The organism is Nocardia sp. A7, assembly GCF_046549215.1.
Classification (GTDB): Bacteria; Actinomycetota; Actinomycetes; order Mycobacteriales; family Mycobacteriaceae; genus Nocardia.
Genome location: NZ_JAJPWE010000002.1, coordinates 107,892 through 133,600, shown reverse-complemented (window position 1 = coordinate 133,600; position 25,709 = coordinate 107,892). Strand labels below are relative to the sequence as shown.

At 67.6% G+C, this 25,709-nt stretch carries 17 protein-coding genes; 6 read left to right on the top strand and 11 right to left on the bottom strand.

The window, feature by feature from the left end:
- From ACLJPD_RS12015 to ACLJPD_RS11990, 6 genes are read right to left on the bottom strand one after another with little or no spacing between them, the layout of a single operon-like run.
- Positions 1 to 918, bottom strand: coding sequence for an acyl-CoA desaturase (locus ACLJPD_RS12015; RefSeq protein WP_410872118.1), 918 nt, complete (start codon positions 916 to 918; stop codon positions 1 to 3).
- Between the two features lie 60 nt (positions 919 to 978).
- Positions 979 to 2,232, bottom strand: a complete 1,254-nt coding sequence (locus ACLJPD_RS12010; protein WP_410872117.1) for an MFS transporter — start codon at positions 2,230 to 2,232, stop codon at positions 979 to 981.
- On the bottom strand, positions 2,210 to 4,504 hold the full coding sequence (locus ACLJPD_RS12005) for a beta-ketoacyl synthase (protein WP_410872116.1): 2,295 nt from the start codon (positions 4,502 to 4,504) through the stop codon (positions 2,210 to 2,212). The genes ACLJPD_RS12010 and ACLJPD_RS12005 overlap by 23 nt, the downstream gene beginning before the upstream one ends.
- Positions 4,505 to 4,533: 29 nt before the next feature.
- Positions 4,534 to 11,544 carry an SDR family NAD(P)-dependent oxidoreductase gene (locus tag ACLJPD_RS12000; protein WP_410872115.1) on the bottom strand — a complete coding sequence of 2,337 codons (7,011 nt, stop codon included), beginning with the start codon at positions 11,542 to 11,544 and terminating at the stop codon, positions 4,534 to 4,536.
- A gap of 23 nt (positions 11,545 to 11,567) precedes the next feature.
- Entirely contained in the window at positions 11,568 to 12,179 is a 612-nt protein-coding gene (locus ACLJPD_RS11995) for a GDSL-type esterase/lipase family protein (RefSeq protein WP_410872114.1), read from the bottom strand.
- The gene (locus tag ACLJPD_RS11990; RefSeq protein ID WP_410872113.1) at positions 12,166 to 13,368 is read right to left on the bottom strand and encodes an NAD(P)/FAD-dependent oxidoreductase; all 1,203 of its coding nucleotides are present in this window, start codon (positions 13,366 to 13,368) and stop codon (positions 12,166 to 12,168) included. Before ACLJPD_RS11990 ends, ACLJPD_RS11995 begins: the two co-directional genes overlap by 14 nt.
- A 214-nt stretch (positions 13,369 to 13,582) precedes the next feature.
- Between ACLJPD_RS11990 and ACLJPD_RS11985 the strand changes: the two genes are divergently transcribed.
- On the top strand, positions 13,583 to 14,122 hold the full coding sequence (locus tag ACLJPD_RS11985) for a PaaI family thioesterase (RefSeq protein WP_410872112.1): 540 nt from the start codon (positions 13,583 to 13,585) through the stop codon (positions 14,120 to 14,122).
- Here ACLJPD_RS11985 and ACLJPD_RS11980 read toward each other — a convergent pair.
- The 5 genes from ACLJPD_RS11980 to ACLJPD_RS11960 all read right to left on the bottom strand — a co-directional run bounded on the left by ACLJPD_RS11980 (position 14,110) and on the right by ACLJPD_RS11960 (position 20,024).
- Complete coding sequence (locus ACLJPD_RS11980) at positions 14,110 to 15,912, bottom strand: AMP-dependent synthetase/ligase (protein ID WP_410872111.1); 1,803 nt, start codon at positions 15,910 to 15,912, stop codon at positions 14,110 to 14,112. The two genes, ACLJPD_RS11985 and ACLJPD_RS11980, sit on opposite strands and share 13 nt — an antisense overlap.
- A complete protein-coding gene (locus ACLJPD_RS11975; RefSeq protein ID WP_410872110.1) occupies positions 15,909 to 17,489 on the bottom strand; it encodes a PfaD family polyunsaturated fatty acid/polyketide biosynthesis protein in 1,581 nt (526 codons plus the stop codon). Before ACLJPD_RS11975 ends, ACLJPD_RS11980 begins: the two co-directional genes overlap by 4 nt.
- A gap of 133 nt (positions 17,490 to 17,622) precedes the next feature.
- A complete protein-coding gene (locus ACLJPD_RS11970) occupies positions 17,623 to 18,501 on the bottom strand; it encodes an alpha/beta fold hydrolase (RefSeq protein ID WP_410872109.1) in 879 nt (292 codons plus the stop codon).
- On the bottom strand, positions 18,501 to 19,016 hold the full coding sequence (locus ACLJPD_RS11965; RefSeq protein WP_410872108.1) for a DUF4442 domain-containing protein: 516 nt from the start codon (positions 19,014 to 19,016) through the stop codon (positions 18,501 to 18,503). Before ACLJPD_RS11965 ends, ACLJPD_RS11970 begins: the two co-directional genes overlap by 1 nt.
- Positions 19,017 to 19,085: 69 nt before the next feature.
- Positions 19,086 to 20,024: a LysR family transcriptional regulator gene (locus ACLJPD_RS11960; protein WP_410872107.1), complete on the bottom strand. Its 939-nt coding sequence runs from the start codon at positions 20,022 to 20,024 to the stop codon at positions 19,086 to 19,088.
- 373 nt (positions 20,025 to 20,397) lie between these two features.
- Here ACLJPD_RS11960 and ACLJPD_RS11955 point away from each other — a divergent pair, with 373 nt between their 5' ends.
- Genes ACLJPD_RS11955 through ACLJPD_RS11935 form a run of 5 tightly spaced genes read left to right on the top strand, consistent with a single transcriptional unit; the run spans position 20,398 to position 25,708 of the window.
- Positions 20,398 to 21,621 carry a cytochrome P450 gene (locus tag ACLJPD_RS11955; protein WP_410872106.1) on the top strand — a complete coding sequence of 408 codons (1,224 nt, stop codon included), beginning with the start codon at positions 20,398 to 20,400 and terminating at the stop codon, positions 21,619 to 21,621.
- Between the two features lie 37 nt (positions 21,622 to 21,658).
- Positions 21,659 to 22,951, top strand: a complete 1,293-nt coding sequence (locus ACLJPD_RS11950; RefSeq protein WP_410872105.1) for an ABC transporter substrate-binding protein — start codon at positions 21,659 to 21,661, stop codon at positions 22,949 to 22,951.
- Between the two features lie 45 nt (positions 22,952 to 22,996).
- Positions 22,997 to 23,983, top strand: coding sequence for a sugar phosphate isomerase/epimerase family protein (locus tag ACLJPD_RS11945; protein ID WP_410872104.1), 987 nt, complete (start codon positions 22,997 to 22,999; stop codon positions 23,981 to 23,983).
- Positions 23,980 to 24,906, top strand: coding sequence for a carbohydrate ABC transporter permease (locus tag ACLJPD_RS11940; RefSeq protein ID WP_410872103.1), 927 nt, complete (start codon positions 23,980 to 23,982; stop codon positions 24,904 to 24,906). Before ACLJPD_RS11945 ends, ACLJPD_RS11940 begins: the two co-directional genes overlap by 4 nt.
- The gene (locus ACLJPD_RS11935) at positions 24,893 to 25,708 is read left to right on the top strand and encodes a carbohydrate ABC transporter permease (RefSeq protein WP_410872102.1); all 816 of its coding nucleotides are present in this window, start codon (positions 24,893 to 24,895) and stop codon (positions 25,706 to 25,708) included. The genes ACLJPD_RS11940 and ACLJPD_RS11935 overlap by 14 nt, the downstream gene beginning before the upstream one ends.
- The last annotated feature ends 1 nt before the right edge of the window (position 25,709 follow it).

The window sequence follows — 25,709 nt, the reverse complement described above, 5'->3', positions numbered from 1 at the left end:
TTAGATTCGCTTGGCTGCCATGCGTTGCTCGGACGGCATTTTCAGGTCCCAGGCGAGACCGCAGAATGCCAGTGTTCGGATGAGCCAGAAACCGGGGTCGAGCCGATACCAGTCCAACCCGAACGAGGGTGACTCGGGAAAGGCGTGGTGATTGTTGTGCCACGACTCCCCCAGCGTCGCCAGGGCGAATACGCCACCGTTGTGGCTGTTCTCGCGGGATTCGTAGTTGCGGGTGCCGAACATGTGCAGGAACGAATTGATCGCCCAGACAATGTGTTCGAGGACGAAGATGCGCACCAGGCCGCCCCACAGCAGGCCGGCTACCGCGCCGGTCCAGCTCATCGAGACCAGGCCGCCGATCACGGTCGGGATCAGCAGCCCGAGCGCCACCCAGTAGTAGTAGAGGCGGGCGATGCGGACCAGGCCACGGTCCTTGATCAGGTCGGGCGCGTAGTGCACCACATTCGGGTATTCGTGGCGGCGCATCCACAGGAAATGTGAGTGGGCCAGGCCGATCAGGGCTCCACGCAGGCCACCACCGGCGAGGTTGGGCGAGTGCGGGTCGCCTTCGCGATCGCTGTATTCGTGGTGGCGCCGGTGCAGGGCGACCCAGGAGATGACCGGGCCCTGGCCTGCCATCGAACCGAGGATCGCGAGTACCCCCGACACCCACGGCGCCGCCTTGAACGTGCGGTGGGTGAACAACCGGTGGTAGCCGACCGTCACACCGAGACCGGTGAGCAGCCACATCGTGAAGAGCAGGGCGAATTCCAGCCAACCGAAGGGCCGGACCAAAAGGAAGGCAAAAGCGACGACCGTGCCGATGATCGGAAGAATATCGAACAGCAGGAAGTGACGTCGTTGCAGTCGGTGAATGTAGGGACTGCTGATCGTTTTTCTGCGCGGATCGGGATTCATTGTTGAATTCACCTCAGCGGTAGAGAAACCGGGCTGAACATTATTACCGTAACCGTGTTTTCAACGGTCGGCGACGGTGTGTGACATTTGCTGATCGACGGATCGGAATTGTTTATGACGGACCAGCGACAGCGCGACACTGATCGCGCCGAAGCCGGTGGCGAACATCCAGATTCGATCGGCACCGAAGACCGTGATGACGGCTCCGCCGATCGCCGAGCCGAATGCCGCCCCGAGATACATCGCCGAACCGTTGAGCGACAACAGCATCGGTGCCTGTTCGGGGGACGAGTCGGCGATCATGCTGTGCTGCTGGGCAGGCAGGAAGGCCCAGCCGACCACACCCCACACCGTGACGAACACGAGGGTGGTCGCCAGGGTGTGCGCGGCGATCGGCTGCCAGGCCAGGTTCGCGGTGAAGATCGTCAACGCGCCGAGAAGTACCGGCCGCGCGCCGAATCGGTCGACCAGCACGCTGCCACCCCACAGCCCGAAGATCGCCCCGACTCCGTGCGCCATGATCAGCGCGCCGACATAGTCGGCGCCCACGGCCGGGACCTCGGCATAGATCGGGCCGACGTAGGTGAAGATCATCAATCCCGCGGTCATGCCCGCGATGGTCACGGCGAGTCCCAGCCACACCGGTGGGTGGCGCAAGGGCGCGAGTCGCTGCCGCAGCGACACCACCGGCGTGCTGTCACCGGCCGGAACAGTCAGTGCGACACCGACCGTCGTGATCAGCGCCACCACGGCGACGGCGACGAACGCCATCCGCCACGACGACAGCCCCGCGACCCACACCCCGAGCGGCACACCGGCCACGGTGGCGATGGAGATGCCACCGAGGATGACCGCCAGCGCTCGTCCGCGCCGGTCCGCCGTGGCCATCCCCGCTGCCGCCGCGGCCGCGAGGGGGACATAGATCCCCGCGAGGCACCCGGCCGCGATGCGGGCCACGGCCATCACCCAGGGCGACCACGCCACTGCGGCAAGCAGATTGACGGCCACGAACAGCCCGATCGCCGCGAGCAGCAGGTGCCGTGGCGAGCGCACCCGCAGCACCGTGACCACGACAGGCGCGGCGAGGGCGTAGGCCAGGGAGTATCCCGTGACGAAGAGCCCGGCGGCCGCGACCGACACGTGCAGGTCGGCCGCCATCGGGCCGAGTACCCCGGCGACGAGATAGTTGTCGGTGCCGGCGCAGAACGCGCCGAGCGCCAGCATCAGGACCGGCAGCCACCTGATCGACGAGGGCGTGGCATCCGTGGCGGTAGCCAGATGCCCCTGCCCGTCACCAGGGTTGGGCGTCGGCATCGCGCAACTCCACGGCGACATCGGTGAGTTCGTAGATCCGCATGTGCGGTTTCCAGACGCTCGCGTCGGCGATCACCCGGATCCGGCCGCGCCGCCGTTCGACGCTCTTGATGTGCACCTCGAGTGTCATCAGCTCGTCGGCGGCCAGGATCTGCCCGCGATAGCGCCACGCCAGTGCCACCCCGACCGGGAGCACGAACTCCGGCGCGACCAGCTCGGCGGCGAGGCCGGTGTCGATCGCCCACTCCTGCATCGCCTGGATCACCGCCTCGACGCCGAGCGATCCCGGCATCACGGGGTCGAGGTAGAAGTGATAATCGAAGAACCAGTCGTCGGCACTGACCGCTCGGGTGGCGCGCAGGTAGCCGAGTCCGAACGCTCCTGCGTTGTCGACGGTTTCGATGCGGTCGAGCATCGCCAGATGCCCGGTCGCGGCCGGGAGGCCGGTGCCCGACGCTCGTCGCGCGGCCACGTCGATCACGCGAACGGCCGGGCGTTGCTGCTGGCTGTCGAGCCAGGTTGGCACGAATTCACCGTTGTCGAGGCCGTTCTGGTTCGCCAGCGCCGGGGCGTTGAAGAACCCGAACAGGGACTCTCCCCGGTAGAACGGTTCGCCGTCCACCGAGAGTTCGTAGGTGAAGGCCTGCAGCACAACGCCGATCAGAACGGTGGTGTCGACCAGTGTGCTGGTCTGCTGAATCGTCTTGTCCCGCAGATCCACCTCGCGCAGGACGGTCGCGGAGCCGTCGAGATTGCGCAGGCTGAAATCCTCCCGGGGCGAGGTGAGGGTGGCGCCGAGGAAGTAGCCGAGCAGCAGCGCCGACTGCAGGGAGGTCTCCATGTAGACGATGTTGGGCATGGAGGCATCGGCCGACTCGGCGTAGTACCAGGAGTCGGCGGGTGAGTCGTACTCGGTGCGCGAGCTGGCCTTGTCGAGCTGGCCTCGCCGTCCGTCCACGGCCATGACCCGGTCACAGAGCTGCAGTCCGTGGTTGGGCATGCGCGTGGCCCGCCGGCCCGCGTAGGCCGAGAATTCCGGGCCGAGTGCGATGCCCAGATCGCCGCGGGCGCTGTGGGTCATATGGAACTCACCGAGCAGGGCACGCTGCCCGAAGGCGTTGCGACGGCCGAGGAATCGGGGAATCTCGCCGCCCGCATCGGGGCCGATCGGCAGTCCCTGCTCCTCCCTGATCTCCAGGGTGAGGCCGTGGACGCGTGCCACGACTGTTCCCGCGCACCGGATTTCGGCATTGATCCGCAGCCAGGGGCGCGGGAGCAGGTCGATCTGGACCACGTCGGCGATCAGTTCCGCGTGACCTGTCAGCGGCGCGGACATGCTCACTTCCATGGGCTCACCCGCCTGGAATCGGGCACCTGCCAGGCACAGGTGCATGCCCGCGCGCAGGGCGAAGACCTGGGCCGCCTGCCAGGCGACCTCCGTCGCCGCGGTGAGCAGGTCAGGGCCGTCGAGTCGGCAGCTCGCCCGCAGTTGTCCTCTGGCCCATGGTCCTGCGCGGCCGGCGATCTCGAGCACCTCGGTGAGGTTTCCGTGCGCGCCGTCGGTCAGTCGGATGTCGGGGTTGACGCCTTCCTGGTCGTAGGCCGGGCCGAAGACGGCTGCCACGTCGCCCCGGCCCAGGGCGGCGAGGGCGGTGCCGTCCAGGGCCGTGATCGGTGTGCGGGCGAGGAACTTGAAGGCGTTCATGGTGGTTGCCGGTGGCGGGAGCTCGAAGACCACCGGGTGGCCCGGTGCGGCGGAGACGGTGAGGCCGGTGGTGGGTGCGTAATCCACCATGACCGCGAAGGACTGTTCGGACCAGGTGGTCGGCGCGGGTGCGGACTCCGGGATGGGCCCGGCGTCCTGCTCGTGCTGGCCGAGGGTGTCGAGTGCTCGCAGCTGCAATGCGGTCTGTACGTCCATCGCCGACAGGTGCGCGGCGACCAGCTCGGACCGAACCTCGTGCAGCAGAGCGGCAATGGGGTCGCCTGCGGGAATCGGCGCGGTGAACTGTTGGGGCGCGTGGACCGGCACGGGGGGCTGCTGCACCGCAGGTACCTGAGCGGTGGGCTGGTGGGACACCGATCCGTGCGAGTCCGGCGCGGACGCCGCCGGCAGCGGCGGTGTGTGCGGGTGCGCTGTTGATGCCGGTCCACCGGGCGAGGGTGCCGGTGCTGGGGTGGGGCTGGTGGTCGGCTCCAGTGCCAGCGACCAGGCGAGAACGTCGAAGGGTTCACCGTCGAAGTCGAGGGTGTCCAGTGGTGTGGTGGTCATCGGGTCTCCGTTCCTGACATCGATGGTGCTCACGCGCGCTGCTCGCGTAAGCGCACGGCCTCGGCGAACTTCTCGGTCATCTCCGGCGTGGCGATCACCGCGAGATCGCAATAGCGCTGCAGGACAGTGCCGTTCGGATCGCACGCGGTGACCGTGACGGTGACCTCCGTGCCGTTGGCGTTGGCGCGCAGGTCGTCGACCACCACCACGAACGGGCTGTCGTCGGGCAGTGGGGCGAAGTACTCGATGCGGCCGATGGACAGCGGCAGGCAGGCCGAGTTCATGAACCACACGCCGAGTAGCGCACCGGACTGGATGGCGACGTCGGCCAGCACCGGACTGTGCAGTGCCCCCGCGTAATTGCCGGTGCCGATCCGCGTGTCCGCGAGTCGGCATTCGACGACCAGGCGCCGCTGCGCGCGCTCCAGAATGCGACGGACTCCCTGCAGCAGCGGCCCGTGGAACAGATCCGCGGCACGGTAGACCTCGAGCCCGTTCTCCGGCCCTTCGCCGATCGCGTAGCCTGACCAGCCGGAAAGCGCTGGTGCAGGCAGTGTTTCAGCAGCCAGGACGAACGTCGCGGTGAAGTGCGACGGGGCCAGGGCCTTGCCGGGCTCGTCGCTGCGAATCCAGACGGTGACGCCGAGACGGTCGCCGGTGACCTCCCCGGCCTGCACTTCGAGCCGGTAGGAGCGCTCATCCTTCCCGTCGTACACGATGCCGCGAAGCACCTCGAAGCCGGTGCATTCCACGACCCGAAGGCCCGGGTTGGCGCGCTCGACGACATTGATCGCCCAGCCGAGTCCGGCCGCTGCCGGGAACACCGGGAATTGGCCGACTCGATGGTCGCCGATCACCGGGTCCGCGGCCAGCGGTGCGAGATCGCGGTAGCTGATGAAAGGGCTCGTCGCGGCGAGGGTCACGGCCGTGGCCAGCGGAGCCGCCGGACCGACCAGCACCGACACGTCGTCGGCGCGACCGGGGGCGAACTGCTCGGCGAACATCCGGGCACCGGCGTCCATCCCGAGCAGGGCGACACCGCGGGCCAGGAAGACCTCGCGCAGTTGCGGGGTCACCATGCCGCCGTCCCACGCACCCCAGTTGACGGTGGTGACATGCCCGGCCAGACCCTGGCGCCGCCAGCTCACCGCCGCCCGGTTGAGGGCCTCGTTGGCGACCGCGTAGTCGGCCTGACCGGGATTGCCGTACACCCCTGCCACCGAACCGAACAGGATGAGATGTCCGAGCGTGGCCTCACGCAGGGCGGTGACCACGTTGTACAGCCCGTCCAGCTTGGTCGCGAGGACGAGCCGGATGTCGTCGGCCGTTTTGGCCGGCAGCAGGGAATCGGCGAGTGCGCCTGCCCCGTGCACGATGCCGGTGACCCGGCCCGCGTCCTGAGCGAGTGCCCGCTCGGTGGCTTCGGCGTCGGTGATGTCGACCGCGAGGTAGCGCACCCGAGCACCGGTCGCTGCCACCGCTTCGACAGTCGCGCGGATCTCACGCTGTGCCAGCAGGTTTCGGGTGAGCTTGTCGATCTGTTTGGGTGTCGGCTGCTCACCCGCGGCGCGCACGGCGCCGATGGCGGCGGCCTTGAGGGCGTCGTCGGCGACACCCGCCGCCCACTCCGGTTCGTCGTCGAGTTCGGTGCGGCCGAGCAGGATGAACTCGCAGGGCCTGCGAGCGGCCAGGTCACGGACACACCGCGCGGTCACTCCCCTCGCACCACCGGTGACGACGAGAACATCGTCGGTGGTGAGGGTGAGTTCGGTTGCCGAGGGCGAATTTTCGACGGCCTGCGGGCGCAGTGTCCAGCGGGTGTGGTCGGCGTCGACCCCGACCTCGCGAGCGTCGATCGCGGCGTCGTCGAGTTCGGCGAGGACGGATTCGACCAGCACTTCGTCGGTCAGTCGCGGCGAGAGGTCCAGTGCCCGGCAGAACAGTCCGGGCGCCTCCTGCGCGAGAGTTTTGACCAGACCGCTGACCCCGCCGACCACAGCGGCGGCCGCCGCCCGATCACCTCGGTGGCCGAGCACACCGTCGATGCGGGTGAGGGTGACGAACGCCGCCCGCGTACCGGCCGCGGCGGTCGCCACCAGACGGTCGTGGACCAGCGTCGCGGTGTGGATCGTGTCGGCGAGCCGATGACCACCCACCAACCACTGGCTGTCCGCGGGCAGGACGGTCAGGCACAAATCCAGTCGCACAACATCTTTCAGCTTGGACTCGATCGCCTCCTGCACAGTCGCGCCGTCCCAGGCGGCTACTCCGGCGTTGTCGCGGGCCGCGACGGAGGCCGTGTGAACGGTCCATCCGTGCTGCTCGAGGCCACTCGCCAGAGCCGCCGCGGTGTTGTCACCGTGGTCGACGATGAGAGCTGTCCGGTCGGGCGAGTAGGGATCGGCGACCCGGTCGATGTCGGGAAGTTCGACCGGCGCGATCCGCAACAGCACCGGATCGTCCTCGATGGCGCCGTGGGTGTCCGACCCCGAGGAGGCGGTCGGCGCGACTTCCACAGCAGCCGTCGATGTGTCGGCGGCCGACGCGTCGGGAGTAGCGGTGGCGGCTGCGGAGCCTGCCACGAAATCAACGATGTCACTCAGCGTCCGCAACTCCGCGACCTGCTCAGGACCGACAGCGGGCACACCCTCCAAGCGCTCACCGACGGCACCCATGATCTGGACCCGTTTGATCGAATCCACACCGAGGTCTGCTTCCAGATCCAGCGACAACGCCAGCATCTCCGGCGGATAACCGGTCTTCTCCGACACCACCTGCGACAACACCGACCACACCGCATCGGCATCGACCACCGATCCGTTCACCGGCTCCCCGCTCGGTGCGGAGGCCGACGAGGCGGCGACGAAATCAACGATGTCGCTCAGCGTCCGCAACTCCGCGACCTGCTCGGGACCGACAGCGGGCACACCGTCGATGCGCTCACCGACCGCACCCATGATCTGAACCCGCTTGATCGAATCCACACCGAGGTCTGCTTCCAGATCCAGCGACAACGCCAGCATCTCCGGCGGATAACCGGTCTTCTCCGACACCACCTGCGACAACACCGACCACACCGCATCGGCATCGAGCGCCGGCGAGGTAGGCGCGGCAGCGCTCGGTGCCGAAACCACGGATGCGGCAACGAAATCCACGATGTCGCTCAAGGTGCGCAGTTCCGCGACCTGCTCCGGGCCGACAGCGGGCACACCGTCGATGCGCTCACCCACCGCACCCATGATCTGAACCCGCTTGATCGAATCCACACCCAGATCCGCTTCCAGATCCAGCGACAACGCCAGCATCTCCGGCGGATAACCGGTCTTCTCCGAAACGACCTGCGACAACACCGACCACACCGCGTCGGCATCGAGCGCCGGGCCGTCGCTTGCCGCGACAGCACCGGGCAGCGTGCCCTGGGTCTCGGTGTCGAGCGTTTGACGTGCCGCGACACCGCCGGCTTCTCGGGCCGGCTGCGCCGTCACCGAGTCGGGGGTCGAGTTCCGTTGTGGGGACGGTGTTTGCGGGTGAAAGTCGGGCGCAGTGGGCCGAGCGGCAGGCTCGGGGTCGAGCAGCGCCGCCGCGTGGGTGCCGTTTCCGTTGCCGGTGGGGAGTTCGGCGTGGAAGCCGTTCGTTCCGGACCGACGGGGGGCTTCGGCGATGGGCGCCGGGGATTCGTGTCCGAGCCCGGACAGGGAGGCGAGGATTTCGTTGACGCGGATGTGGGTTCGGCCGATCGCCAGGCTCTGCTCCTTGATGGCGTGCACGGTCGCCTGGAGGTGATCGTCGGCACCACCCGTCCGCTGCGCGTCGCGCAGTACCGAGACAAGCCCTTCGGCGACCTCGAGTTGTCCCTCGGCGTATCGGCTGTGGATGTCGAGGTGTTGCTGAGTGACGGCGTCCAGACCCGTTCCCGCGTACGAGGAGTCCGTGCCCGCCGTGGAAAGCTCCCGCACCGGAGTGGGACCCGCGGCAACCGCGGCGATCTCGGGAACAGCCACTGCCACAGTGCTTTCGCCGACAGTCGACCGCATCTGGGCCTGCGGCCGGACCTGTACGGCCTGCGCGTCGACCGCCACCTGTTCGGCAGCGCCTGCGCCGGCGAATACGTGGTCTCGACGAGCGGCGGCGGCTTCGTCGGACTGTGCCGCGGCCTCCGCTTCGGCGGCCGCACGCGCCTGTGCCGCTGCCTGCGTAACAGCTTCCAACACGACCTGCTCCTCGATTCCCTTGCGGTAGAGCTCCTTACGGGAGTCCGGCACGAAGTCGCGACCGTTGAGGCGCACGACCATGCCGGGCGCTTCGGGGACGGCGAACGGCGCGGCGTCGTGGCGGTGGATGTCGACGATCGGCGCACCGAGCACGGCCAGCTGCAGCGCTGCCTTCTTGAGTGCCACATCGCTGTCGCCGGTCGGTCCCTGATCGGTCGAGAGGGCGATCACCTCGGCGCCCAGGGTTCGGCGCACGAGCGAGGTGAGCGTGGCCTTCGGCCCGAACTCGACGAACACATTGCACCCGTCGGCCCGCATGGCCTCCAGACCCGCTACGAACTCGACGGTTTCGAGCAGCTGATCGGTGAGCACCCGACGGTTGGTCGCGACCCGCGAACCATATTCGGCGTCCCGGGAATTCGCGTAGATCTTGGCCTTCGGCGCGCGAATGCCGACGCTCTTCACCGCCGCCTTGAACGGTTCGACCGCGTGGGCGACGTAGCGGGTGTGGAACGCGCCTGCCACCGGCAGCTCGCGTACGGTCAGCCCGCGCGCCCGGCCCGCCGCCACGAACTCCGCGACGGCCGCGGTGCCGCCACCGACCACCACCTGGTCGGGGGCGTTGTGATTGCACACGCTCACATCGGGATGATCGGCGAGGATCGCGCTGACCTGCTCGCGATCGGCCTGCACCGCCGCCATCGTGCCCGCATCGGCGTCGGTGTCGATGGCCATCGCCGCACCGCGTGCCCTGGCGAGGGTGAAGTAGTCGGCGGTGTCGAGCGAACCCACCGCCCACAGCGCGGTCAGCTCACCGAAGCTGTGGCCCATGAATCCCTCGCAGGTCAGACCACGCTCGGACAGGAACCGGTACTGGCCCACCGACAGCGCCGCGATCGCGGGCTGCGCGAACTCGGTGCGCCGCAGCATCGCCTCCTGGGCGTTGCGCAGCTCGGGGTCGAAGACCGGCGCCGGGAACACCACCGCGGCAGGCGGGCGGGCGGCGTCGGCGAACACCGCGTTCGCCTCGTCGAAGGCAGTGCCGACGGTCGGGTTGTTCAGCACCGCGGCCAGCCCCATGTCCACGTACTGGCTGCCCTGACCGGCGAACAGCGCGCCGATCTTCAGGTCGGGCATGGCGCTCGCGCGGAAGACGATGCCGCGCGGATGGGCCCACTCGTCGGCGTCACCGGCCAGTTCGGTCACCGCAAGCGCGCGCAGCGCCGACGCTTCTTCCTCGTCGCGTGCCACGAATCCGACGCGGGCGTGCTCGTCCGGGATCCCGGCGTCACCGTTCGGGGCAGCGCCCGAACTCAGCAGGCTCGCCAGCGCGGCGGTGGACTCGGCGTGCCACAACCACACCCGCGCGGTGCGATGCATCGTGCGCACCCGATCGCCGGTGGCCTCCTCGAGCACCGCGTGAAAGTTGGTGCCGCCGAAGCCCATCGCCGAAGCGGCCGCACGACGCTGCGGCCGGTGCGGGTCGTGGATCCACGGCCGGGTCCTGGTGTTGATGTAGAGCGGCGACGAGTCGTCGAGTGCCTTGTTCGGCGTGGTGACATTGATCGTCGGCGGCAGCACCTTGTGATGCAGCGCCAGCGCGAGCTTGATCAGGCTGGCCGCACCGGCGGCGCCCTTGGTGTGTCCGATCTGGGATTTCACGCTGCCGATCGCGGCGTAGCCGGTCTCGTCGGTCGCCTCGCGCAGCACCGCGTTGAGTGCGGCCAGTTCGGTCTGATCGCCGACGCGGGTGCCGGTGGCATGCGCCTCGAACAGCCCGATCGTGGCGGGCGAGCAGTCCGCGTCCTCGTAGGCGCGGTGCAGCGCTGCCTGCTGCCCCTCGGCGCGCGGGGCGTAGATGCTCTTGAAACGCCCGTCGCTCGAGGATCCGATGCCCTTGATCACCGCGTACACCCGGTCACCGTCGCGCTCGGCGTCGGCGAGGCGCTTGAGCGCGATCATGCCGATGCCCTCGCCGACCAGGGTGCCGTCGGCGGTGTCGTCGAGCGGCTTGATGACACCGGTGCGCGACAGCGCCCCGACCTTGCTGAAGCACAGGTAACCGAAGATCGAGTTCTCGGTGTCGCAGCCACCGGTGATCATCATGTCGGCGCGACCGGACACCAGTTCGCTGATCGCGACGTGCACGGCCGAGAGCGAACTCGCGCACGCCGCGTCGACGGTGCAGTTCATGCCGCCGAGGTCGAGGCGGTTGGCGACCCGGCCCGCGATCACATTGCCGAGCAGACCGGGGAACGAGTTCTCCTCCCACGACGGGAAGGCGTCCGCGTACTTCTGCGCGATCTGTTCGGCGTCGGCCTGGGTCAGCCCGCAGCTGCGGATGACCTCCTTCAGCACCGGCGTCGACAACCGGGCAGCCAGGGGATGTGACAACGTCGTCGGCCCGGCGACGCCGAGCACCACACCGGTGCGCTCGGGCCGGTACCAGTCCGACCCGACCGCGCCCGCGTCGGCGAGCACGTCACGGGCGACGAGCAGGCTCAGCAACTGCACGACCGTGGTGACCTCGAGCTGATTGGGCGGCAACCCGAACTCGGTGACACTGAACGGCATCTCGGGTACGAAACCGCCACGGCGGCAGTAGGTCTTGTCGGGTGCCGTCGGGTCGGCGTCGTAATAGTCGTCGAGGTTCCAGTGCGTGGCCGGGACGTCGGACATGCAGTCCGCGGCGTCGACGACGTTCTGCCAGAAGTCACGGAAATTGGCGGCCATCGGGAACAGTCCGCTCAGTCCGACGATCGCGATCGGGTTGTCGGCAAGTCGCCGCGTCATGGCCCGGTCTTCGGAGTGCCGAAGGTGGTCGTTCATGGTTGCTATCCCTTGTCTTCTGCTCAGAGTTGCGTAACTCGCACAGTCCGGACCTCGTCGATGAGGTCGGCCATCGCCGTGCCGATGAGCTGATGGCCCGCCGGACTCGGATGCATGCCGTCCGGGGACCACATGACCGGGTCCGCGGTGATGGGTGCGTTCACCAAATCGAGTCGCACGAGATCGAACTCGTGGACGAGGTCGTCGAGATAGTCGTTGGCTTGCGCGAACCGCGACCGCAACACCGTGCGCACGGATTCGGGCAGGCCGGGCAGGCGGTCCGGGATATTCGGCCAGTTCGTGGTGAACACCAGCCGATCCGGGCGCGCCAACCCGGCATAGATCTGACGCAGGTTGCGACGGAAGCGATCCGGGTCGTAGTCGGTGACCAGGTCGTTTCCGCCCACGATCACGCCGATCAGCGGCGCGTCGGCGGCGAGCACGACCGGCAACTGACGGTCGAGAACATCCTGCGTGGTGGCCCCGTAGGAACCGAGGTTCAGTGTCGCGCCGGAAATTCCGAGCAGGTGCTCGACGTGCGCGACGAATCCCGCGAAGGAGCCGTCGGCGGTGACCGAACCGCCGCGCCCCTCCGCGAAACTGTCGCCGAGCACCATCAGCTCATACGTTGGCACCGAGTAACTTCGCGATGCGTTCCGGCGCGAAGAATTCCTCGCCGGTCATTCCGCCGCCGACCATCGCGAAGAAGTCCTTGGCATATTCCTCGTTGTTTTCCAGCGCTCGGAAAACAGCGAGCAATTGCGGGGTCAGCTCGAGTGTGGAAATTGTGCAGGTGAATTCGAAACCCGACTTCGATTTCTCGTCACGCTCGCGCTGGTAATCGGCGAGCGCCTCGGCCATCGGCCGCTGCCCGGTCAGACCCTCGTGCACCCGCTCGGCGAGCAGTGCCGCGTAGTCGAACGCGTCGGAGATCCCGAGCCCGGTGAACGGATCCTTGTGGTAACCCGCGTCCCCGACCAGTGCCCAGCCTTCGCCGTGCGACTGGCGGCGGTAGTTGTCCGGATACCGCATCGGGTAGAAACGATCCTCACGCTTGCCCTTGGTGACCAGTTCCTCGGCGAACTCGGGCAGGATCTCGCGCGCGACCTTCACGAAGTTGGCCTCGACATCGGCGCGGAAATCGGCGTACGTGTCGATCTTGCGCATGACCGCGACGAGGGTCTGGTCGTTGTGGGTCGGCCAGATGCCGATCTGCTGCTTGTCGCCGATGCGGCTGTGGAACTCGGTCTGCGACAGGCCACTGAAGTAGGAGTAGTAGATGAAGCACTCGGCCGCGACCTTCGTGTAGGTCTCGGCGCCCACAGCATTGGCGACGAACGAGTTGGTGCCGTCCGCGCCGATCACGATGCGGGCCCGCTCCTCGGCGATCTCACCACCGGCTACCGAGCCGCGAATACCGACGACCACGCCGTCTTCGATGATCAGTTCGCTGACGGTGTAACCGGTGCGAACTTCGGCGCCGGCTTCCTTGGCGCCCTCGACCAGGATCGCGTCGAGTTCGGTGCGCCGCGGCGCGTAGGTGGCATCGATGCCCTGGATGGGATCGGCGAACCCGGCGATGACGATGTCGAGGTAGGACACCGTCATGCGCTTGATCGCCGGCACACCGGTGGCGATCAGCTTGTCGAGCAGACCCCACTCGGCCAGCCGGGCCAGCCCGCGCTGCTGAATGTAGTGCGTCGAGATGGTGTCGCTGGGGAAGGTGGCACGGTCGACCACCAGGACTCGATGCCCCTGCCTCGCCAGCAACATGCCCATCGGTGAACCCGCGCACCGCGCGCCGACAACAATCGCGTCATACATCAGGGTGACTCCTCAGTAAATGAAACGCTTATGGCCCCGGTTGTGATTTTACGGAGTCGAACCACAGGAATCGTGGACCGATTTCCAATCGGATTACATGAATAGGCGTTCTCGAACAATGGATCTCACTATTAGTGATCCGGCAGCTCGGCGGAATAGTTGAATTCAACTTCCGTTCATCACGAAAAACGGTTCGATATGGGCTAATTGGGGCATGCCAACTGGAAATGAACCGGCCCCCGGAATCGCCGCAGCGCAGGCTCGGCTGACGAATATGACCGGTGCCACTACGCCGGACTACGAACAGATCCGCAAGACCGTCGACACGCTCGTCCCGTTCGTGAATCTGGTGGGAGTGCGCATGACCGAGTTGGGCCCCGGATCGGCGGTGGCCGAGATTCCCGAGGCACCGCAGATGAGCAATCATCTGGGCACTGTGCACGCGGGCGCGTTGTTCCTCGCCGCCGAAGTCGCCTGCGCCGGTGCGTTTTCCGGCATCATCGCGCCGCGCATCCTGCATGTGCGGACCTTCGTGCTCCGCAGCACCAAGTCCACCTTCTTCCGGCCTGCCCGCGGGCGGATTCGGGCCAGCGGCACGGTGAGCTCCCCGATCCTGGCCGACGTGGTCGCGCGCAGGACCGAGGAGCAGTTCGACATCACCGGAAAGGCCCTGCTGCACGACGACAGTGGCGCCTTGCTCGCGAAGGTGGACCTCGAGTACTTCTGCTGGCTGGCCGCCGGTCAGCCGGGGTAGAGCTCGGCGATGACGGCGTCGTAGTCGGCTTCGATCGCCGCGCGGCGTAGCCGCAACGACGCCGTCAGCTGACCCTTCTCCATCGAGAAGTCCTCCGCGAGAACGGCGAACCGGCGAATCGACTCGGCCCGCGAGACGAGCTGGTTCGCCGCCTCGACGCCGGCGTCGATCTCCGCGAGCAACCGGGGGTCGTCGGTGGGAACACCGCCGGACAGGTCGACGCCGTGCTGCGCGGCCCAGCGCGCCAGCACCACCGGATCGACGGTGATCAGGGCGGTCACATACGGTCGGCCTTCACCGACGAGCATGCAGTTGCTCACCAAGGCGTGCAGGCGAACTCGGTCTTCGAGCGGCGCGGGTGCCACGTTCTTGCCACCGCTGGTGACGATGATCTCCTTGCGCCGGCCGGTGATGAACAGGAACCCGTCCTCGTCGAGATGGCCGAGATCACCGGTGGCCAGCCAGCTTTCGGGATCGTGGCCGCCATCGGGCCAGTATCCGGGGAAGACCTGCGGGCCACGGACCAGGATCTCGCCGTCGTCGGCGATCGCGACCGTCGTGCCCGGCACCGGTCGCCCTACCGCGCCGGCCCGATTGGCATGTGGCGCGCTCATACTCACCGTCGACGACGCCTCGGTGAGTCCGTACGCGCCGATGATCTCCACGCCGATTCCGGTGAAGAAGTCCGCCGTGGACGGTTCCAGCGAGGCGCCGCCCGCGACCATGTGCTCGAGTCGTCCGCCGAACATGCCGCGCCATTGCTTGCCGATCTCCGCGTCGATCACCGCGCCCGACGGGGGTTGCTGACCGCGTCGGCGTGCGTGGCCGACAGCGATCGCCGCCGCCTCCGCGGCGTCGTACGCGGCGCTGCCCAGCGCTTGACGTGCCGCCTTGCGGATCTTCTCCAGGACGTACGGGACGCCGATCAGGAACGTCGGCCGGAAGTTGGGCAGTTCGGCGGGCAGCTGCGCGGGGGTGGCGACCAGACCGGTGCGGACCCCGGCCAACACACAGCCGAACTGCACCACCCGCCCGTACACGTGCGCGAGTGGAAGGAACAGCAGGGTGGACGCGGGATCTGTTGGGGTACGCCGGAATACGGTGTCGAGGAGTTCGACCACGTTGGCCGCGGCGGCGAAGATGTTGCGGTGAGTCAGTAGGCAACCCTTGGGAACACCGGTCGTGCCGCTGGTGTAGACGATCGTCGCGACATCATCGGCGCGCACCGCCAGCCGACGTGCGGTGGGCTCGGCATCGGTGACCGCCTCACCCTGCTCGGTCAGCGCGGGCAGCGCCGAGCCGAGCAGCCAAGCCCGCCCACGCAGCGCCTCTCCCGCGGCCGCACCGATCAGCTCGCGCTGTTCGACCGTCTCCACGAAACACGCGCTCGGGCGAGCGTCGGCCACGATGTGCTGGATCTGCTCGGCCGACGACGTCGGATACACCGGCACGGCCACCGCGCCAACGCTCAGCACGGCGAAGTCCGCCGCCGACCATTCGAAACTCGTCCCACCGAGAATCAGCACTCGATCGCCCACGCCGATCCCGTTGGCCAACAGGCCTTTCGAGAGTCCGAGGACGACTCGCGCGAACTCGTCGAAGCTGACGTCGAGCCAGCCCTCTGGCGTCTTACGGCTGAACACCACGGCCGACGGCTCGGCCGCCGCCTTGCGGAACACCACGTTGGCCAAGTTGTCGTCATCAGCCATAGTGACCAGCGGCGCGACACTGTATTCCTGCACTCCCCGGTGCCCCTGCACGGCGCTGTCCCCCTGCACGGCGCTACTCATCGCGACTCGATGGTGGTGAGCGGCGCCGGAACGTAGGTCGCGCAGCGACCCGGCAGGCGCACGCCCGCCGCGCGCAACTGACTCACGCGGGTGGTGAACGCTGCGCCCTGCATGATCTGGAGCCCGACCTCGGCGACGTGGCGGTGCGCCGGTGCCGCCAGGTAGGTGCCCGCGACCCAATCGTTGAACGCGCCCATCGCCGGTCCACACCAGATCTGATAGTCGAGGGTCCGCTCGGGCGTCGCAGCCGTGCTCCACCCCGACGAACGGCCCAGATACCACCGGAAGATCAGTGCCATCCGGCGTTTCGGGTTCCCCTCGGCGCGCGCGATCTGCTCGGGGTCGCGCTCACGGAAGTAGCCGAGGCAGTCGTTCCACACCTCGTCGAACGAACGGGCCAGGATCCGCTGCTCGATCTCGGCGCGCTCGGCGGCGGGGATCGCCTCGACGCCGTCGTAGCGTCGATAGGTGTCGTAGAGGCGCCGGGCCCGGCTCGCGAACATCGTGCCGCGTTGGAGCACCTGCACGTCGACGCCGAGCTCGAACATGTCCGACGAGGGCGCCATGGTGGTGTCGGCCACGCCCGCCGCGGCCAGCAGCCGCTTCGCTGTCTCCGACTGTGCCGCTTCGACAGTGGCCTGATTGACCGACCCGGTGACCACGTAGGAGGCACCCATCGCGAAGGCGGCCGCGGCGGCCGCCGGCGTTCCGATGCCACCGGCCGCGCCGACCCGAACCCGCTGGGCGAAATCGTATTCGCGCTGGATCCGTTCGCGCACCGCCAGCAGCGAGGGCAGCAGCACCACCAGCGGACGACGGTCGGTGTGTCCGCCGGAGTCCGCCTCGCCGGTGATGTCGTCGGCCATCGGCATCGACGGCGCCAACGCCGCCTGCTCGGCAGTGATCTCCCCCGCGTCGAGCAGTCCGCGCACCAGGTGCTCGGGTGCCGGTCGCAAGAACAGTTCGGCCACCTCGGCGCGAGATACCTTGGCTATCACCCGGTTTCGGGCGACAACCTGACCGTTCGGGTCGCGGTGCAGTCCGGCCAGCCGGTAGCGCACCACCTGCGGGGTCAGATCGAGGAAGGCCGACGCCTCGACACAGCGCACCTCGTGCCGCAGGCAGGCATCGACGATCGCCCGCTCCAGTGCGTTCTCGCTGGGACTGTGGATCAGGTTGCAGGCGAACGGTTTTCCCGGAGCTTCGCGGCCGATGGTGGCCAGGGCCTCGTCGATCCGGGCGGGCAGCACGCCCGCGGCACCGAACGAGGCCAGCAAGCCCGCGCGCGCCATCGCGACCACCATCGCCGCCGAGGCGATCCCGTTCGCCATCGCACCGGCGTGGTAGGCATAGGCCACACCATGGGTCTTGCGGAACTCGTTGTTGCCCAGCGCTTCCGGCCGCAATGCCGGTGCGGCTGCCAACACCTGCGCGCTACGGGCGGCACCGGCATCGGTGGTCACCGCCATACCGCGATCGTCACGGACCACGAAGACCGGCTTGTCCAATTCCGACAGCGCACGGTAGATGGAGTTGTCATCCCTGGCGAGCGCCGAGGGTGCAAGGGAAGTCGTCACTGTGCCAATCCTTTGGTGAGCCCGAATACAGAGGTCGTTATCGAGAGGTGCCACGACCGACGGCCGTCGCCACAGTCAGCTGTCTGCCGTCGCCACCGGGGCCGTCGGCCGTCCTACCGAGGAGTCGCCTTCGTTACCGGGGCGGCCGGCCTTCGGCGACCCACGCCGCGACGGTCGGGGCAACCAGGTCGCTGTCCTTCACCCACGAAGCGTGGCCGATGTGGGTGAAACCCGACGTCCGGTCGATGTGCCAGCGGTGCTGCTGGGCCGCGCCCATCCGCTTGCTCAGGAACCGCACCGTGGACTCGGGACCCAGCGGGTCACCGTCGAGCGAGATGAGCAGCACCGGCAGCGTGAGTTCACGCAGCAACCGGTCGTAGTCGCGGCGGCTGCCACTGGGCCGGTAGTTTCCGGTCCGCAGGTGCCGCGCCCAGTCGATCATGACACCCGCGGTCATCGGCCCGATCCCGCCACCGCCGGTCCAGCGTCCGCGCAGCCGGGTCACCGCCCCGACCGACAGTCCGCGCGCCAGCACCTCGAGGCGCCTGCGCGGTTCGAACGACCACCAGTACACCGAGCCGGTGCCGATCGTCGTGATGCTCGCGACCCGCTCCGGCTCGGCCGCCGCGAACAGCAGCGCGAGCTGCCCACCCAGGCTGTGCCCGAACAGGTGCAGCGGCGCCTGCGGAAACCGTTCGCGCAGCGCGTCCGCCACGGCGGGCAGATCGACCTCGATCAGCTCGCGATAGCCGAACCCGGGCCCCTCCCCCAGCGCGGGCTTACTGTCGCCCTGCGCACGCAGATCGAGGACGGCAGCCGTGAGCCCGGCGGCGTGCAAAGCCGTGACCAGCGGCAGGTAGTACTTGGCCTTGATCGCCATCGCGGGCAGGATCAGCACGACCGGTGCACTCGGATCCGCTTGCGCCAGTAGCCGAACCGCGAGGGCCGCGCCGTCCGTGGTGGGGACGGTGGTCGATTCCAGCCCGACGATCTCGGTGCGTTGCTCACTCATCACGCCGCCAGGGTGCAGACGTAGTCGAGGGCGACCTTGCCGACCAGCACGCCGGCCTTGTCGTACATCAGCGCCCGCGCGTCCACGTCCACCCGCTGGCCCGCCTGGGCCGCCAGCACCGTCGCGACATCACTCGGGTCGATGACCCCGATCGCCCGGATCCGCCCGATGGCCGGTTTGCGGAACGACAGCCGCGCGTCCCGCAGCACCAACGTGTCGATGGCGGACAACCGCGAGGCCAGCGCGCCGACGAAGGCGCACGCGCCCGCGATATCGGCGGCCAGGAATTGCGCGCCCGCGTGCACGGTGCGCAGATGGTTGAGGATGTAGGGCTCGTCGGGAATTTCCACGATCGCGCGGTGCGGACCGATTTCGGTGATTTCGGTGCCCGCGTGGGTGCCGAAAGGAACCAGCTTGCTGACAATTCGCTGCAAGAGCAGGAAGTCGGGGTTATCCGGATCGATCGCCTCGAATACCGAACCGAGGGTGGCTGAGGTTTTCAGTTCAGGTGCCATGTATTAATTGCATCATCCCCGGCCGCCGCTGCGTATTTCCATTGGCGATCTCAATCGTCCGAATGGCAATCAACTCGCCAATGGTTCGCCGTACACTTTGCCCCGGATGGTGGACTGCAGGAAATTCTTTGTCGAGTCGAGGCTGTCGAGAAATACTTGTACCACCTCGTTGGGGCTGTCGACGCGCCAGGCGACCTGTAATTCCACCACAGGCTCCGGATCGACGAGCGGAACCACCTTCAATCCCATCGGCCGCGGCTCGTCCATGCTGATGAACGACGCGAACCCCACATACCGGCGGGCCGCCACGGTGATCCCGGTGGCCACCGAGTCGTTCATGTACTCGGCGACCTTCGGGAACGCGCCCGCCCGCTCACCCGCGGACATGATGGCGTCGTACATCGCCGGGCTCACTTCGCGGTTGAACAGCACACACGGCGTCTCGGCCAGTTCGCTGATCGAGATCGACGACCGATCGGCCCACCGGTGCCCCTGCCCGACCAGCGCGCCGATGCGCATCTGCACCAGACACCGCGACAACACCGACCCGCCGTTGGACGCGCCACCGTAGAGCAACCCGACATCGAGGTCGCCGCGGGTGAGAGCCGAGAGCTGCGGCCCGGAGCGGCTGGAAGTCAGTTTGGTCGTGATGTTGGGATAGTTCGCGTGCAATTGGGCCAGTGACCTGGGCATGATGAGTTGACCGGCCCGACCGTTGAACCCAATGTTGATCTTGCCCATCCGTCCGGCCGCGATGTCGCGGACCGTGCTCGTCGCCGAGTTCACCTCGCCGAGGATCCGCCGGGCGTCGGTGCGGAACGCCTCGCCCGCGGGGGTCAGTTGCACCACCCGCGAGGTCCGCGACACCAGTTCGACGCCGAGATGGCGTTCCAGACGCTTGAGTTGCTGACTCAGGGACGGCTGCGTGAGGTGGAGCCTGGCGGCCGCCCGCCCGAAGTGCAGTTCGTCAGCGATGGCCAGAAATGCCTCGATATGCCGTGTCTCCATAGTGCGCGCCTCGCGTAATCAGTGACGTGACTTGTCCGAGATATGCACCTTGTATAGCGGTACCGCACGTCATCGGGGAACGCGCCCGTGAAGCTCAGATGAGCAGCGTCCGAATTCCTGCCGTCCGCACGGCGTGTCCTGCTCGCCTCGCGGTACCTGCCGCAGCCGAACGGGGCGTTGAACGCGGTCGATTCGGCAATCGAATCGCTGGCCCAGAAAAAAACGATGATCCCACTCCTTGACAGGGCGATCCATTTCGTACCGCAATTGATCAATAATGCGTTCTACGTTGTCGTCCGCGACATCAGGGTGGAAGACTTTTATCCGGTGCAGGCGAAGTAATTTCGACGCCGATTTCGAAGGAGCCCAGAAAATGACGACCACGGTTGCCAGCCAGCACGACGCCGAGTCGACGCTGGCCGAACTGTTCGCTCCCGACACCCGACCCGATCCCTATCCCGTCCACCGCGCCCTGCGCACGAAGTCCCCGCTGGTCGCCAAAGGCGGCGACCTCGTGATCATCGCCAACTACGCCGATTGCCAGCAGGTGCTGCGCGACCCGTCGGTCCGCAACGACCCCAAGCTCTCCCGGCTCGGTAAGGATCACCCGGAACGCCCGGAATCCCTGCTGTTCCTCGATCCGCCCGCGCACACCCGCATTCGCCGACTCGTCTCGAAGGCTTTCACCCCCAGGGTGATTCGGGCATCGCAGCCACAGATCCACTCGATCGTCGATGATCTCATCGCCCAGATCGCGAGTAAGTCCGAATTCGACGTCGTCTCCGAATTCGCGCTGCCGTTGCCGGTGCGGATCATGTGCGCCCTGCTCGGCATCCCCGTCGAGGAGTTCGGCGACTTCGAACCCGCCGCTCGCAGGCTGGGCCGCGTCCTCGACTTCAACCTCGTCGTCCACAACGACGACCTCGACGACGCCGAAGGCGCGCGCAACGAGCTGATGAACTACCTGGTCAACCTGATCTCCCGCAGGCGCGGCAACCTCGGCGACGACCTGCTCTCGCGGCTCATCGAGGTCGAAGAGGAAGGTGAAGTGCTCAGCGAGGGCGAACTGCTCGCCACCTGTGTGCTGCTGATGGTCGCCGGTCACGAGACCACCGCCAACCTCATCGCCAGCGGCGTGCTCGCGCTGCTCCAGCACCCGGATCAGCGCGAGATCCTCGCCGCCGACCCCGGATTGGGGATCAGTGCCGCCGACGAGGTGTTGCGCTACGACGCGCCGATCCAGTTCGTGATGCGCATCGCCACCCGCGACATGGAGGTGAGCGGCACCGCGATCAGCCCCGGCACCGCGATGCTGGTGCTGCTTGCCGCCGCCAACCGCGATCCCGCGCACTACCCCGACGCCGACCGTTTCGATGTCGCGCGCGGTGCGGCCGACCACCTCGCCTTCTCCGCCGGGGCGCACTTCTGCCTCGCCGCGGCCCTGGGCCGGGCCGAGGGCGGCGCGGCACTGTCCGCCTTCGCCTCGCGCGTGATCGATCCGGTGCTCGTGCCGGGTTCGCTGCGGTACCGGCCCAATGTGAACTTGCGTGGCATCGAGAGCATGACCGTCACGCACGGCGGAGTCCGACTCCGTTGACACCCGATTCGACCACCCCCTCCACAGAAAGCCTGTTATGAACTCGCACCACCACGGCCGTAAGGCCGGATGGGGGATCGTGCTCGTCGCGGTCACCACGCTGCTCGCAGCCTGCGGCCAGAACAACTCGGCCCCGGCCGGGGCCGACGACCCGGTGACCATCACCTTCCTGTCCTACACCTACGGACAGGCCAACCCGCTGGGCAAGGGCATCGAGAAGTTGATCAACGACTTCCAGACGGCCAATCCGAAGATCACGGTGAAGCCGCAGTCGGTGCCGACCGCGGACGCGCTCACCAAGCTGCAGAGCGAAGTGGTCGCGGGCAACCCGCCCGACGTGGCGCAGATCGGGTGGAGCAAGGTCGCGCAGGCCTCGCAGACCCTGCCGCTGCGCTCGCTCGAGGAGGTCGCCGGGTCCGGCGAGTGGGACAAGCACATGGCGGGTTTCGTGCCGTCGGTGCTGAAGGCGACGCCGGTCGCGGGTGCGAAGAAGCCGGTCGCGATGCCGTTCATGATGGCCACCCCGGTGGTCTTCTACAACGCCGACCTGTTCACCGCGGCCGGGCTCGACCCGGCGCAGCCGCCCAAGACGATGGCCCAGCTCAAGCAGGCGGCGCAGGCGATCAAGGACAAGACCGAGGCGCAGGGCGTGTACGTCTCGGCGGCCGACCCGGGCAAGTCCGACTACCTGACCCAGTCCCTGGTCAACAGTGCCGGTGGTGCGCTGGTGTCGAGCAGCGGTGAGATCACCGTCGACTCGGCCCCGGTGATCACCGCGCTGTCGACGATTCAGGATCTGACCAAGTCCGGTGTGCAGCCCGCGGTCGACTTCGCTTCCGCGCAAAGCGCTTTCAACTCGGGCAAGCTCGGCATGCTGGTCACCACCGGTGGCGGTCTGCTGACCCTCGACGCGGCTGCCAAGGGCAAGTTCGCCCTGCAGGTGGCGCCGCTGCCCGCCTTCGACAACCTGCCCGCCCGCCCCACCTTCTCCGGCTCCGGCCTGACGATCGTGGCCAAGGACGACGCCAGGGCCAAGGCGGCGTGGAAGTTCGTGCAGTTCCTCACCAATGACGAGAGTTTCAAGCTCATCGCTTCACAGATGGGCTACCTGCCGCTGCGTACCGCGGCGGAGTCGTCGGCCGATCCGCGGCTCGGCTCGGCCGTCAAGCAGATGGCCGACCTGGCGCCCTACACCGCCTTCCCCGGCAAGCAGTCCAACCAGGGCGTCGTGATCCTCCAGGACGAGGCTGTCGAGCCGATCGTCCTGCGCGGTGCCGACCCGGCGGCGACCCTGCGCGCCGCCGCCACGAAGATCCGCGGACTCAACTGAGTTCGCGCACCACCCGCTGAGTCACCACCTCGAAGGAAGACAACGTTGTCACACCAGGTATTCGCATCCACGCCGCCCAACGGTTCGCACCACGGCGGCGCAATCCCGAACAAGATCGGCCTGACGGTCAATCCGTGGTCGGGAAAGCAGCTCCTGCGTTCCGATTTCGAGGAGATGCGCGAATTCCTCGACGAGGCCGCGACCGCCGGATTCGGCTATGCCGAACTCGGCGGCTGCGGGCTCGGGGTGGTGATCGGCGGGCGGGTGCAGCGCTCCCGGCTGGCGGCGCTGCGCGACGCGCTGGCCGGGTGCCCGTTGCGTTTGACCCTGCACAGCTCATGGCATTCCTCCGGACGCACCGGCAATCTGCTCGATCCCGGCAGCGCGCAGACCCAGCAACTCGGACTACTGGCGGATCTGGAAGTGGCCGCCGCGATCGGCGCCGAGGTGCTGGTCTACCACGCCGGCGTGCTGCCGAACCTGTACAGCGACGGTGACGCGTTCACCGCGGGCATGGCGACCGAACGCAGGATGCTGCGCGATCTCGCCGACGAATCCGGCGCACGCGGGGTGATGATCGCGGTCGAGAATCGCGCGCCGGGACCCGCGGTGCTCGCCCGCCGTTCCTACGGGATGCGCCTGGATCTGGTCGCCGAACAGGTACAGCAGATCGATCACCCCGCGGTGTCGATGTGTCTCGATGTCGGCCACGCGTTCTTGTCGGCCGGGTACCTGAATTACGACTTCCTGGCCGCGATTCGCGAGGTCGCCCCGGTCGTCGGCCACATCCACCTGCACGACAACTTCGGCCGGATGGCTCGCCAGCCCGACGCCAGCCCGTACGAACTGGAACTGCTCGGTGAAGGTGACCTGCACCTGCCACCGGGCTGGGGCACGATCCCGCTCGGTGATGTGCTCAAAACGACCTTCGCCCGCGATCCGGCGATCATCATCGAGATGCGCCACGCCCGCCATTACGCCGAGGCACTGGACACCACCGTGCGCATGCTCGATGTGCGGTCCCGTTCATGACACTCACCAAGACGCGCGAGCCGGAGCGCACCGTGCGTGCGGTCGAGCGCCCCGCCGCGACCGGGGTGGCCTGGCTGTACTTCTCGCCTGCCATGCTCGCGATCGTGGTGTGGGTCTACGGTCCGCTCGTGTTCACCGCGGTGCTCAGCTTCCTCGACTGGAACCTGGTCTCCCCCGATATCGAGTTCAACGGCCTGAAGAACTACCAAACCCTGCTCACCGAACCCGAATTCGGTAACGCGGCGTGGAACACGCTGAAGTACGCGCTGTTCGTGCTGCCGTTCGCGACGGTCGTCCCGTGTGCGCTGGCGATCGCGCTGTGGAAGCGCCCGGGCCGGATCAGCGAGTTCTACCGGATGCTGCTGTTCCTGCCGGTCGTCCTCGCGCCGGTGGCCAACGCGCTGTCGTGGCAGTTCATTCTGGATCCGCTGTACGGGACCTTGAATCAGGTGCTCGGGTTCGCCGGTGTGGAACCGATCAACTGGCTCGGCGACCCGGCCACCGCCCTGCCGACCGTGGTCGTGGTGACGGCGCCGAAAGTAGTGGCGCTCAACACCTTGCTGTTCGGTGCGGCACTGGCCAACCTCGATCGCCGCACCGTCGACGCCGCGCGCCTCGACGACGCCACCGAGGGCGAGATCACCCGAGCGATCATCCTGCCCCAGCTACGGCGTCCGATCATTCTGCTCGGCATGCTGTCGATGGTGGTGGTGTGGCCGTGGCTGTTCACCAATATCGGTGTGCTCACCCGAGGTGGACCCAGCAATGCCACCGACAACGTCTACTACCGGCTCTACACCTACGGTTTCACCTTTTTCGACGCGGGCACCGCATCGGCGGCGGCCATCGTGATCGCGGTCGCGTTCGGGCTGCTGCTGACCTTCCACACCCTGCTCTCGAGGAGATTCCGTGCGACGCGGTGACGCGATCGGCAGACACCTGCTACTGATCACAGCGATTGTGCTGATGTTGTTCCCGGTGGCGCTGGCCTTGGCCACCTCCTTCAAGCCGGTGTCGACGATCTTCGATCTGAATCCGATCCCGTTCCCGGCGAGCATGGAGAACTACGACCTGGCCGTGGGCAACTTCCCGATCGGCAGGCTGCTGTGGAACACCTTCGTGATGGCCGCGGGCGTCACCGTCGCGACGATGCTGGTCGCGATACCCGCCGCCTACGCGCTGGTGCGGTTCGACAAGGCGCGCGGGCGCGGTTTCGTCCTTGCGGCCGTTGGCATTTCGCTGCTCATCCCGCCGCAGGCGCTGATCATCCCGCAGTTCCTGATGACCGCGAAGCTGGGTTGGCAGGGCCACACGATCGGGGTGATCATCCCGCAGCTCGGTGTCAGCGCGCTCGCGGTGTTGTTGCTGCGCGACCACATTCGGTCGGTGCCGCAATCGCTGATCGCCGCGGCGGTGCTCGAGGGCGCGACGTCGTGGGAGATCCTGCGGCACGTGGTGCTCGGTGTGCTGCGTCCGGCACTGGGCGCGGTGGCGATCCTGTTGTTCATCAGTACGTGGAACGAATTCCTGTGGCCACTGCTGGTGATGCCCGATCCGGAGGACACCACCATCCAGCCGGGTCTGGCGCTGTTCATCGGGCCCGAGAGCGCGCAGTACGGGCCCATGCTCGCCGCGGCGATGCTGGCGTCGCTGCCGGTCGTCATCATCTATGTCCTGGCGTCGCGACGGATCGCGGACGCCTTCCTTCATTCAGGGGTTCGGTAAT

What these genes read in the sequence shown, in the direction of transcription:
- ACLJPD_RS12015 (WP_410872118.1), bottom strand. Translation starts at nt 918, where the DNA reads ATGAATCCCGATCCGCGCAGAAAAACGATCAGCAGTCCCTACATTCAC.
- ACLJPD_RS12010 (WP_410872117.1), bottom strand. Translation starts at nt 2,232, where the DNA reads ATGCCGACGCCCAACCCTGGTGACGGGCAGGGGCATCTGGCTACCGCC.
- ACLJPD_RS12005 (WP_410872116.1), bottom strand. Translation starts at nt 4,504, where the DNA reads ATGACCACCACACCACTGGACACCCTCGACTTCGACGGTGAACCCTTC.
- ACLJPD_RS12000 (WP_410872115.1), bottom strand. Translation starts at nt 11,544, where the DNA reads ATGAACGACCACCTTCGGCACTCCGAAGACCGGGCCATGACGCGGCGA.
- ACLJPD_RS11990 (WP_410872113.1), bottom strand. Translation starts at nt 13,368, where the DNA reads ATGTATGACGCGATTGTTGTCGGCGCGCGGTGCGCGGGTTCACCGATG.
- ACLJPD_RS11985 (WP_410872112.1), top strand. Translation starts at nt 13,583, where the DNA reads ATGCCAACTGGAAATGAACCGGCCCCCGGAATCGCCGCAGCGCAGGCT.
- ACLJPD_RS11980 (WP_410872111.1), bottom strand. Translation starts at nt 15,912, where the DNA reads ATGAGTAGCGCCGTGCAGGGGGACAGCGCCGTGCAGGGGCACCGGGGA.
- ACLJPD_RS11970 (WP_410872109.1), bottom strand. Translation starts at nt 18,501, where the DNA reads ATGAGTGAGCAACGCACCGAGATCGTCGGGCTGGAATCGACCACCGTC.
- ACLJPD_RS11965 (WP_410872108.1), bottom strand. Translation starts at nt 19,016, where the DNA reads ATGGCACCTGAACTGAAAACCTCAGCCACCCTCGGTTCGGTATTCGAG.
- ACLJPD_RS11960 (WP_410872107.1), bottom strand. Translation starts at nt 20,024, where the DNA reads ATGGAGACACGGCATATCGAGGCATTTCTGGCCATCGCTGACGAACTG.
- ACLJPD_RS11955 (WP_410872106.1), top strand. Translation starts at nt 20,398, where the DNA reads ATGACGACCACGGTTGCCAGCCAGCACGACGCCGAGTCGACGCTGGCC.
- ACLJPD_RS11950 (WP_410872105.1), top strand. Translation starts at nt 21,659, where the DNA reads ATGAACTCGCACCACCACGGCCGTAAGGCCGGATGGGGGATCGTGCTC.
- ACLJPD_RS11940 (WP_410872103.1), top strand. Translation starts at nt 23,980, where the DNA reads ATGACACTCACCAAGACGCGCGAGCCGGAGCGCACCGTGCGTGCGGTC.